3 protein-coding genes and 1 pseudogene are annotated in these 11,045 nt (G+C 66.6%); all 4 read left to right on the top strand.

Annotated features, from left to right (window positions below; genetic code table 11):
• Nucleotides 1-2: 2 nt before the first annotated feature.
• Nucleotides 3-3,641 (top strand): annotated as a pseudogene (locus tag NQZ70_RS25660) (type I polyketide synthase); the annotation flags it as partial.
• A gap of 6 nt (nt 3,642-3,647) precedes the next feature.
• Nucleotides 3,648-8,507, top strand: coding sequence for a MupA/Atu3671 family FMN-dependent luciferase-like monooxygenase (locus tag NQZ70_RS25655; protein ID WP_129576548.1), 4,860 nt, complete (start codon nt 3,648-3,650; stop codon nt 8,505-8,507).
• Between the two features lie 11 nt (nt 8,508-8,518).
• The gene (locus tag NQZ70_RS25650) at nt 8,519-9,925 is read left to right on the top strand and encodes a PfaD family polyunsaturated fatty acid/polyketide biosynthesis protein (protein WP_129576547.1); all 1,407 of its coding nucleotides are present in this window, start codon (nt 8,519-8,521) and stop codon (nt 9,923-9,925) included.
• The gene (locus tag NQZ70_RS25645) at nt 9,922-10,908 is read left to right on the top strand and encodes an acyltransferase domain-containing protein (RefSeq protein ID WP_129576546.1); all 987 of its coding nucleotides are present in this window, start codon (nt 9,922-9,924) and stop codon (nt 10,906-10,908) included. Before NQZ70_RS25650 ends, NQZ70_RS25645 begins: the two co-directional genes overlap by 4 nt.
• Nucleotides 10,909-11,045: the final 137 nt, after the last annotated feature.

The raw sequence follows: 11,045 nt of genomic DNA, 5'->3' as shown, positions 1-11,045 counted from the left end.
AGCCGAGCGGGCCCGACGATGTCGCGATCATCGGCCTGAGCGGCCGCTATCCGATGGCGGACGACATCGACGCGTTCTGGAAGAACCTCCGCGCCGGACGCGACTGCATCACGGAGATCCCTCGCGGACGCTGGGATCACGCTCTGTATTACGACGCCGAACCAGGTAAACCGCGGAAGGCCTACGCGAAGTGGGGAGGCTTCATCGACGACGTCGACAAGTTCGATCCGCTGTTGTTCAACATCCCTCCCAAGGACGCCGGCCTGATCGACCCGCAGGAGCGCCTCTTCCTGGAGATCGTCTGGGAAGCCTTCGAGGACGCCGGGATCACCCGTGCCTCCCTTCACGAGCGCGGAGCCGCGCCGCCGGTCGGCGTCTTCGTGGGCGTGATGTACAGCGAGTACCATCTCCTGCCAGGGGGCTCGGATGGCTCCCGGGAGAGCGTGCTCACGCCGTCCTACGCGTCGATCGCGAACCGGGTGTCCTATTTCTTCGGCCTCGGCGGGCCTTCCATCGCCCTCGATACCATGTGCTCCTCCTCGTTGACCGCGATCCACCTGGCCTGCGAGAGCCTGAGATCGGGAGGGTGTGAGCTCGCGGTCGCCGGGGGAGTCAACCTCTCGCTCCACCCGAACAAGTATCTCTCCCTCTGCGAGTACCGGTTTGCATCGAGCGACGGCAGGTGCCGGAGCTTCGGCGACGGCGGCGACGGCTACGTGCCGGGTGAGGGCGTGGGCGCTGTCCTGCTGAAGCCGCTGAGCGCGGCCGTGCGGGACGGCGATCCGATCTACGGAGTCATCAAGGGGACAGGAGTCAATCATGGCGGCAGAACGCAAGGGTACACCGTCCCCAATCCGCTGGCTCAAGCGTCTCTGATCTCCGGGGTGCTCGACGCGGCGGATGTGGACCCGCGGACGATCTCCTACGTCGAGGCTCACGGGACGGGGACTTCCCTCGGGGATCCCATCGAGATCGCCGGGCTGTCCCGGGTGTTCTCCGGGGTCGATCCCGAGCGGCAGGTGCGCATTGGCTCCGTCAAGTCGAACGTCGGCCACCTCGAGGCGGCAGCCGGCATCGCGGCGATGACGAAGGTGCTCTTGCTCTTTAAGAACAAGCAGCTCGTCCCGTCGCTTCACTCCGACGTGCTGAACCCGAACCTCGCTCTGGCGAATACGCCCTTCCGAGTGCAGCAGCACTTCGAGCCCTGGCCTCAGCCGCAGGTGGTCGAAGGCGGGGTCGTCAAGACGTACCCACGCCGCGCCGGCATCAGCTCGTTCGGCGCTGGCGGCGCGAACGCGTTCCTGCTCGTGGAGGAGTGTCTCCCGGCGCAAGGGACGGAGGCGAGCCCGGACGGCGAGGACGATGGACCCGAAATCGTGGTGCTCTCTGCCAGGAACGAGGAGCGTCTCAACGCCAGCGTGCGCCGGCTGAAGAACTATTTGGAGGCCGGAGGGGCGGAGGCGCCCCGGACGAGCTCGGGCGCTCGAGCGGCGGATGCCGCGCTCCGTCTGCGCGACGTCGCCCACACGCTGCAGGTCGGCAGGGAGGCCATGGAGGTCCGGCTCGCGTGCGTCGTGAGGAGCCTTGAGGAGCTGACGAGGAAGCTGGGGCAGTTCCTCGACGGTGCGGGCGAGCGGAGCGTTGAGGAGCTCTATTTCCGTGACGCGCGCCGGGATGGTGAGGGCGCGCCGCGGCCCCTCCGGCACGACGAGCAAGCACCGTTCGCCGCATGGGCACGGAACGGCGATTTCAGGAGCTTGGCACGCAGCTGGGTCGCCGGCGCCGAGATCGACTGGCGCCGGGTGTGGGACCGGCCGCGAGGACGGCGCATCTCCCTGCCGAAGTATCCATTCGAGAGGAGGCGCTGCTGGCTGACCGCCCCCCCGCCAGCGCCGCCGGAGCGGGGCGCGCCCCAGCCTGCCGCGGAGCCGCGCAGCGAGCGGTCCACGGCGCGGGCGATGTTCGTCCGGCAGACATGGCTGGAGCAAGCGCACGCGCCTGGCTCCGGTCGCAGCGACGCGCTCGGCGAGCTCCTCGGCCGGGAGCGCAGCGCCCTGCTGCTCTTCGGCCGGGCTCCTTCCGAGCTCGACGCGCTCAAAGCGTGGTTGTCTGCGTCGGGAATAGAGAGCAGGGCGGCCATCCTCCTCGTCCTACCGGGTACACGCTACCGCGAGCTCTCCCCTGAAATGGTCGAGATCGACCCGGACAGCCCGCAGGACTACGAGAGGCTCGCGGGAGGGCTCTCCGATCGGGGGGCCGCTCCGACGGTCGTCGCCTTCCTCTGGGGCCTGTCTCTCGGACACGCAGACGTGCCCGACGAACGAGGCGCCGTTGCATCGAAGCTGGCGGACGCGCTGCGTTACGGCGTGAGATCCGTCTTCTTCATGGCCAGGGCCATCTTCGCCCGCTATCCGAGCGAGCCGGTCAGGATGGCCTACTGCTCCCCGGGAGGCGGGGAGATGCTCGACGTCGTCTCGTCCCATCACCAGGCCGTGGGCGCGTTCTTGCGCTCCGCGGCCCAGGAGCATCCCAGGCTCGTCTTCAGGTCGATCTGGATGGGGGACGACCCGAGCGATGTCCGCGCGGCCATCGGCGCCGCGATGACGGAGCTCGCGTCTTCCGAGCCGGCGGCGTCTGCAGAGGTGCTCCTCAAGGGCGGTCGGCGCTGGCTTCGGGCTCTAGTGCGGCAGCCGGACGAGCGCGCGGACGCGGCCGGAGCGGCGCCCGGTGCCGCCGTGTTCAAACGCGGCAGCAACTATCTCCTGTCCGGAGGCCTGGGGGCGCTCGGGCCAGCATTCGTCAGGCACCTCGTCGAGCGCTACGACGCTCAGGTGTTCCTGCTCGGGAGGAGGTCCCTCGGCGCGGCCGACCTCGAGCGGCTCCTCGGCCCGATCTCCCGGTCGCCCAGCGTCGAGTACCATCGCGTCGATATCAACGACTTCGCCGCGCTGCGGAGGTGCTTCGCCGAGATCCGCGAGCAGCGCGGTCCGTTGCGCGGCGTGCTTCATCTGGCGAGATCAGTCGAAGACAGGATGATCTTCATGAAGGATCCGGCCTCGTTCGAGAGGGTAATCGAGGCGAAGCTCTTCGGTACCATCAATCTGGACCAGGTCACCAAGGCGGAGAACCTGGATTTCTTCGTCATGTTCTCGTCGATGGCCTCCATCACCGGACTCGGAGGTGCCTCCGATTACGCCTTCTCTTGCGCCTTCCAGAACGGATTTGCAGAGATGAGGAGCCGCCTTGTCGAGCGTGGGATCCGCTCCGGCGTGTCGCTCGCGCTGTCGTGGCCGCAGTGGGAGCAGGACGCCTTCCTCGACCCCGCGAAGCAGGCGCGGCTCAGGGCGGCGGGCTTCGAGCTGCTGGACGCCGAGCGCGGCATCGCCGCGCTCGAGAGGGCGCTTGCCTCGGGCCGCCCCTCCGTGAGCGTTGCCTACGGGGACGAGGAGAAGCTCTCGCATCTGCTCGGCGTTGCAGAAGAAAATCGAGTCGAGGCGAGCGGCGCCGACGGTCAGATCAGCGCCTCTAAGGCTCCTCGCGCGCCGAGCAGAGAAGAGATGCAGGGCTGGTCCGATGCGCAGCTGGACAGTTACCTGAAACGCTTGCTTGCCGAAGCCGCTTACGAGAGCCACGCGAGGTGATCGGTGATGAGAGCGGATGACGTCACAGGTCGAGAGATCCGAGAGAAGATCCGCGCCGCCTTCGGCGAGCTTCTGGCGATCGAGGCATCGTCCATCGATGCCTATGACGACTTCGCCAAGTTCGGCATGAGCTCGCTCGACGCCCTCAAGATCGCCGAGCGGCTGCAGTCCGATCTCGGCGCGCGCGTCGCTCCCAAAATGTTCTTCGATCATCCCAACATCGCCGAACTCGCGCGGGTCATCTCCCGGGAGGCGAATGTGCCGAGCGCGCCGCGGCCGCCGGACGACCCCGGGGGCGCGGTCGAGGGGCGCGACGCCAAAATCGAGGCCATACTCCGGCTGATCGAGGCGCGAAAGCGACCGGGACCGCCCGACGCTCCTCCTCCCGGCGATCAGGTGAGCCTCGCTGCCAGGATGAGGTTCAGCCTGCTGTTCTTCTCCGACAGGGGCAGCGCGCACCGAGACGCGAAGTACGATCTGATCACGTCGGCGGCGAAGTTCGCAGACCGGCACGGGTTCGAGGCCATCTGGATGCCTGAGAGGCACTTCCACCCTTTCGGCGGGATCTACCCGAACCCGTCGGTGCTGGCCGCCCACCTGGCGGGCATCACCGAGAACGTCCGCCTCCGCGCGGGTAGCGTCGTCCTCCCGCTGGAGCACCCGGCGCGGGTCGTCGAGGCATGGTCGATGGTGGACAACCTCTCCCGCGGCCGCGTCGACCTCGCCGTCGCGAGCGGTTGGAACCCGAACGATTTCGTCCTGTCCCCCCAGACGTTCAAGGATCGACGCGACATCTGGCTGGAGAGGATATCCGTCATCCAGAAGCTCTGGCGCGGCGAGCCGGTGAGCTTCCCGAACGGGAGCGGCGTGCCGACGGAGATCGTCACCTATCCGAGGCCGATCCAGAGCGATCTGAACATCTGGCTCACGGCCACCAGCAAGCCGGAGTCCTTCTTGGCCGCGGGTAGGGCCGGCCTGCACGTCCTCACGATGCTCCAGGGCTCGACACCGGAAGAGCTGGCCGAGAAGGTGCGCGCCTATCGGAAAGCCAGGCAGGAGGCGGGGTACGACCCGAGCAGCGGGATCGTGACCTTGATGCTGCACACATTCATTCACGAGGACGCAGAGTTCGTACGTCGGAAGGTACAGGCTCCGTTCGTCGACTACATCCTCAGCGCCATCGACGCGCACACGCGCACCTTGGCGCGCCCTGAAGAGGTTACGCAATCACAGCGCGAGCAGCTCGCACAGTACTCCTACGAGCGTTACTCCAGGGTCGCTTCCTTGCTGGGCACACCGGCAGAGTGCCTGGACAGGTTGGAGAAGTTTGAGTCGATCGGCGTAAACGAGGTGGCGTGCCTCGTCGACTTCGGCGTGGAACCGGACGCTGTCCTCGATGGCCTACCCCATATCGCCGAGCTCAGGAGGAGCTATATGGATCGGCGCGGCCGGACCGGGGAGCGCGCGCCGCCGACGCTCGATTCGTCCCGGCGGCCCGCCGGCCTCGCTCCGGAGCCGCGGGGCGGCGCGGCGACGCAGCAACGGGAGGCGGGCGGCTGTCGCGGTGCGGAGCCGTCGGCCGGGGAGCCTAGGTCGAGCCCTGCGGCCGCCACCTCGCCCACTGAGGCGTCGCGCAGGGCCTCAACGACCGCGAGGTCGCGCGGCTCCCTGCCTGGCGCCGCTCCTGAGCAGGTCGCATCGCCGACGGCCGGTGAGCCGATCGCCATCATCGGGGTCGCTGGACGCTTCCCGGGCTCTCCGATGCTTCAGGACTTCTGGCACAACCTCCGCCAAGGGAGAGAGCTGACCTCCTATGCTCCCGGCGACAGGCTGATCGGCCGGCGCGGATGGCCGAAGCAGCGGGTCGGGTACCTCTCCGATGTGATGTGCTTCGATCCTCTCGCGTTCGGTATCTCGCCGCGAGAGGCGGAATACATGGACCCGCATCACCGCGTCTTCCTGGAGACGGCCTGGGCGGCCGTCGAGGATGCTGGGTATGATCCGTCCGCGCTCTCGGGGAGCTCGACCGGCGTCTTCGTCGCCGTCTACAATCATGATTATATGGAGGCGCTCCTGGACAGCGGGGGCGACCTGGAGGCCCACGGCGTCGTCGGCGTGGTCCACTCGATGCTTCCAAATCGCATCTCGTACCTCCTCAACCTCTCCGGGCCGAGCGAGGTGGTCGACACTGCCTGCTCGAGCTCTCTGGTGGCCATCCACCGCGCGGTGAGGGCGCTGCGCTCTGGGGAGTGCGACATGGCGATCGCGGGAGGGGTCAGCCTGCTGCTCACCCCCTCTCGGCTCGCGGGCCTCGCGAAGCTCGGGATCCTCGCCGAGGACGGGCGGTGCAGAGCGTTCGACAGGTCCGCCACGGGGCAGGTCATGGGCGAGGGCGCCGGAGCCGTCCTGCTCAAGCCCCTGGCCAAGGCTCGGCGCGACGGAGACGCCGTCTACGGCGTCCTGCGTGGCTCAGCTGTGAACCATCACGGGCGGCTCTCGGGATCGCTGATGACCCCGAGCGCGGAGGCCCAGGCCGACGTCATCGCGAGGGCGCTCCGAGACGCTGGCATCCCTCGCGACTCAATCACTTACATCGAGGCGCACGGGGCCGGAGGCGTGGGCGACCTCGCCGAGCTCAGCGCGTTCAGCCGGGTGTTTTGCGGGACGCCCGAAGGGGGCGCGCGCCGCGCGCCATGCGCCGTGGGCTCGCTGAAGCCGAACATCGGGTTTCTCGAGGCGGCGGGAGGGATCGCCAGCCTCATCAAGGTCCTCCTCTGCTTCGCGCACCGAACCATCCCGCCTCTGATCAACTTCGATGAGTGTCCGCCAGGGGTTGATCTCGCCAGCGGACCGCTGTTCATGCCGAGGAGCGCCCAGCCGTGGGGCGGTGCGAGCGGCGGACAGGGGCTGGACCCTCCTCGCAGGGCATGCGTCCATGCCTATGGTCTGGGCGGCGTGAACGCACACCTCGTCCTTGAGGAGCCTCCGCCTGTTGAGGTTGAGGTCGGACATGCCGCGAAGGACGGGGAGGAGCGCAGCGAGCTCATCGTGCTTTCTGCCAGGACAGACGAGCGGTTACTGGCTTACGTACAGCGGCTGCTGAGCCATCTCGAGGCCGCGACGGGACCCGAGGCCCCCGCCCCGTGCCCGTCGCTGGGGGACATCGCCTATACGCTTCAGGTGGGTCGGCCGGCGTTCGAGGTCCGCCTGGCGTTGATAGCGGACAGCGTCTCCGAGCTGAAGAGCGCGCTCAAGGCGGTGCTCGATGGAGGGGAGAGCGGCCGTGTCCTTCGGGGCTACGTCCGAGGCCATCAGACACGGTTCACCGGTCTGGGAGACCATCCGAAATTCAGAGAGCTCGTCAGGTCGCTCGAGGCAGACGGCGAGCTGGACGAGCTCGCGCGCCTGTGGGTCGAGGGGTTCGCCATCGCCTGGGGCGAGCTCCACCAGGGCCGACATCGGAGGCGCACTCGATTGCCCACCTACCCGTTCGCTCGGCACCGATATGGCATCCCTGTGGTCCGCTCGCTGGGCGACACCCCGCCGGGGCAGCGCGACGGACGCGATATCTCGACCGAGCGTGAGACCCAGCTCTCCAATGGATCGACGCACACGCCGGGGTGCCTCGAGGAGCCCGTCTCTCAGGTTGAGGCGGAGGTCATGGCCATCCTCACGGATGTCCTCAAGATCTCGCCCCACGATCTCGAGCCCGATCGGCAGCTCAGCGAGTATGGCATCGACTCCATGCTTGGTCTCGAGGTGATGAAGCGCATCCAGGACGCATTCGGCCCCCAGTTGCCGACCACGGCGATCGTGGAGCATGCGACCGGCGCGAGCCTGATCAAATACATCGCCCGCGAGGCCGCTCCCAGGCCCCGCGTCCGCCGCCCTCACGAGGCTGTTCCAGCGACCCCGGCCGTTCTAAGCGATGGCGTCGCACCCCCTGCGCTGGCGAGCGTGCAGGCGGCCGTATCGGCGATGGCTCCCGGCGCGAAATCGCTCCTGACCGCCGTTCGCTCGACCGGGGCGCGGCGGCGGTCGTTCTGGATCCACGGCTCACCGGGCATCGTCGCGTGGGTCAACAGCTTGGCGCATGCGCTGGGGGAGGATTACCCGGTCTATGCCCTCCAGGCGAGCGGCCTCAGAGAGGGGGAGGCGCCGCTCGCCACGGTGCCTGAGCTCGCTTCCCGCTACATCGACGAGATCCGTCGGGTGCAGCGATCAGGGCCATACATCCTAGGGGGATACTCCTTTGGAGGCATGGTGGCCTTCGAGATGGCGCATCAGATGCTCGAGCGGGGCGAAGCTGTCTCGCACCTCATTCTGCTGGACTCCTACGCCCCGGGGTCGAAGATCCTCGACGCCGCCCTCGCGACGATGGACGCTCCACGCAGGCTCCTTCTGTGCGGGAGCATCCTCTGCGCGCTCTGCGGCTGTCAGGCGCTCCCTTCGTTCGAAAGTCTCATGGCGGAAGGATCCGGCGATGCGGCGGCCGGTGCTGTCGCTCATATGCTCCGGAGCGGACAATCCCAGCTGGCGCCGGGTGAGCTGCGGGTGCTGCTCGAGAGGATGGCAAACGTGCTCGATGTGCACCTGAAGGCCGAACGGCAATACAGAGCGCGATGCTATCCAGATCCGGACATCAAGGTGGCGCTCTTCCGTGCTCGAGAGCCGCTCAGCGCAAGCGAGAGCCCCTTCGCATCGCCAGGGGCACACCTGCCGGAGGCCGATCACGCGGAGGTCTGGTCACGGCTGTTCACAGGGGGCCTCACGCTCTTCAACAGCAACTGCGATCATTTATCCCTGATGCAGCAGCCGTACATCGATGATGTGGTCGCGCATCTATCGAGGTGGATCGATGGCTAGCGTCACCGCTCATGAACGTTGAGAGCTCCCGGATGACGACGGAACATCGGAGGCCTTCGGCTCGGATTACCCCGGAGCGGCTGGGAGATCCGGGATTCCAGAAGACGTACCGAGTGAAGTATAGCTATACGGCAGGCGCAATGTACAAGGGCATCTCGTCCGTCGCGCTCGTCGTGCGGATGGGGAAGAGTATGCTCCTCAGCTTCTTCGGGACAGGGGGTCTGAGCCTCCAGGAGACCGAGGCAGGGATACTGAGAATACAGAGCGAGCTGAGCGATGGCCAGCCCTATGGAATGAATTTTCTGGCAGATCCGGATGATCCGGAGCGTGAGATCGCGAGGGCGAACCTGTACCTGAAGCACGGTGTACGGAACATCGAGGCCTCCGCATTCACGCAGATAACGCCCGGCCTGGTGCGGTACCGCGTCTCAACCCTCGCGGCGAATCCGGATTCCAGCATCCATGTCCCGAACAGGATCATCGCGAAGCTCTCCCATCCCAAGGTCGCGGAGGCGTTCCTCAGCCCACCGCCGGAGAAGCTCCTCGCCCAGCTCGTCTCGGCATCGCTCATCACCGAGCAGCACGCGTCGATGGCCAGGAGAATCCCCATGGCGGACGACATATGCGTGGAGGCGGATTCGGGAGGGCACACCGACAAGGGCGTCGGCTGGGTGTTGCTGCCTGCGATCATGCACCAGCGAGATGAAGCTCGCGCGAAGCACGGCTACCAGAGACGGGTTCGCGTGGGGCTCGCGGGCGGTATAGGCACGCCGCAGGCGGCCGCCGGCGCGTTCGCCCTCGGCGCAGACTTCATCGGCACCGGCTCGATCAATCAGTGTACGGTGGAAGCGGGGACGAGCGATCTCGTGAAGGAGCTGCTGCAGGATATGGACATCCATGATACCGCGATGATCCCTGCCGGTGATATGTTTGAGCTCGGTGCGAGGGCGCAGGTCCTCCGGAAGGGGCTGCTGTTCCCGGGCCGTGCGAACCGGCTGTACGACCTGTGGCGCCATCATCAGAGCCTCGACGAGTTGGATGAGAGGACGAGGGCAGAGCTCGAAAAAAACTATTTCAAGCGGAGCCTGGAGCAGGTCTACGAGGACGTGAGAGCGTACCACCTCCAGAGGCGACCCGAGGAGATCCACCGGGCCGAGCGGGACCCGAAGCACAAGATGGCGCTGGTGTTCAAGTGGTACTTCGCCCACACCTCGAACCTGGCTCTGCGCGGCGTCGCGGAGCGCAAGGTGGACTTCCAGATTCACTGTGGGCCAGCCCTCGGCTCGTTCAACAGGTGGGTCAGAGGAACTCGGCATGAGAGCTGGCGCAACCGCCACGTCGACGATCTCGCCGAGATGCTGATGCAGCAGGCGGCCGCCGCGCTCGAGCAACGCCTCTACGCGTGCTCGGTGGAGTGACGCACGTGGAGGCGCGGAGGTCGCTGGTGCTCATGGCCGGCGGGCAGGGCTGCCAGTACTATCACATGGCTGCCGAGCTCTACCAGAAGCACAGCACGTTCAGGAGGGCGATGCAGGAGGGCGACCGCATCGCGCACCGGATGCTCCGGACCTCCATTTTGGACGTGATCTACGACGAGCGCAGGAGTCGCCTCGACACCTTCGACGATATCCGGTTCACGCACCCGGCGATACTCATTGTGCAGCACAGCTTCGGCCGGATGATCCTAGATTGGGGCGTACGACCGGCTCATGTCCTGGGATATAGCCTGGGTGAGCTCGTGGTGAATATCCTCGCCGGCGCGGTGTCCCTGGAAGACGCCATCTTCGCGGCCGTCGTCCAGGCCGAGCTGGTGGCGAAGCGGTGTCCTGTGGGCGGGATGATGGCCGTGCTGGGATCACCGCGGCTCCTCGAGGCGCACGACGAGGTGTTCTCTGGCTGTAGCCTTGCCTGTATCAACTTCGACGGCCACTTTGTGGTCGCTGGACGCAAGCGAGAGCTACATCGGGCGGCTGACCTCCTCGCCACGATGTCGATCTCTACCCAGGTGCTGCCGGTGAATTATGCGTTCCATACCTCGATGATGACGCCGGCGCGAGAGGACCTCGAGCTGCTGTTCGATGCGATACGCTACGCTCGACCCGCGACCTCCGTGATCTCGTCGAATCTCGCCGGTCCAGCGCCGGGGATAGGCGGAGAGCACTTCTGGCAGGTAGCTCGGGGACCGGTGATGTTCGGCAAGACCATCGACTGGTTGGAGTCGAGAGGGCCCCACCTCTACGTTGACCTGAGCCCCAGCGGTACGCTCGCCGCGTTCGCGAAGCGCATCCTCGGCGACGGCGCCAGTGAGTCGGCCGTCCTTCCGTCCCTGACGATGTATGGGCGAGATTGCGATCGAGTCAGAGAGCTCATGAGCGCATTGAAGGAGCTTGGAGCGGCATGAGCTCAAGCAGAGACAGCTGCTTTAGTGGGAACACACGTCGGACGATGGATGCAGATTGAGAGAGGGGCGTGTCGCCAATGTTCATCGACAGTAAGAAGGCAGTCGAAGGCACCGGCCGCAGAGCACGCAAGGGCGGT

Source organism: Sorangium sp. So ce836 (assembly GCF_028553905.1).
GTDB lineage: Bacteria > Myxococcota_A > Polyangia > Polyangiales > Polyangiaceae > Sorangium > Sorangium cellulosum_D.
This window is presented reverse-complemented; position numbering and strand designations above follow the sequence as displayed.

Coding starts and splice junctions, on each gene's coding strand:
- NQZ70_RS25655 (WP_129576548.1), top strand. CDS start 3,648: ATGAGAGCGGATGACGTCACAGGTCGAGAGATCCGAGAGAAGATCCGC.
- NQZ70_RS25650 (WP_129576547.1), top strand. CDS start 8,519: ATGAACGTTGAGAGCTCCCGGATGACGACGGAACATCGGAGGCCTTCG.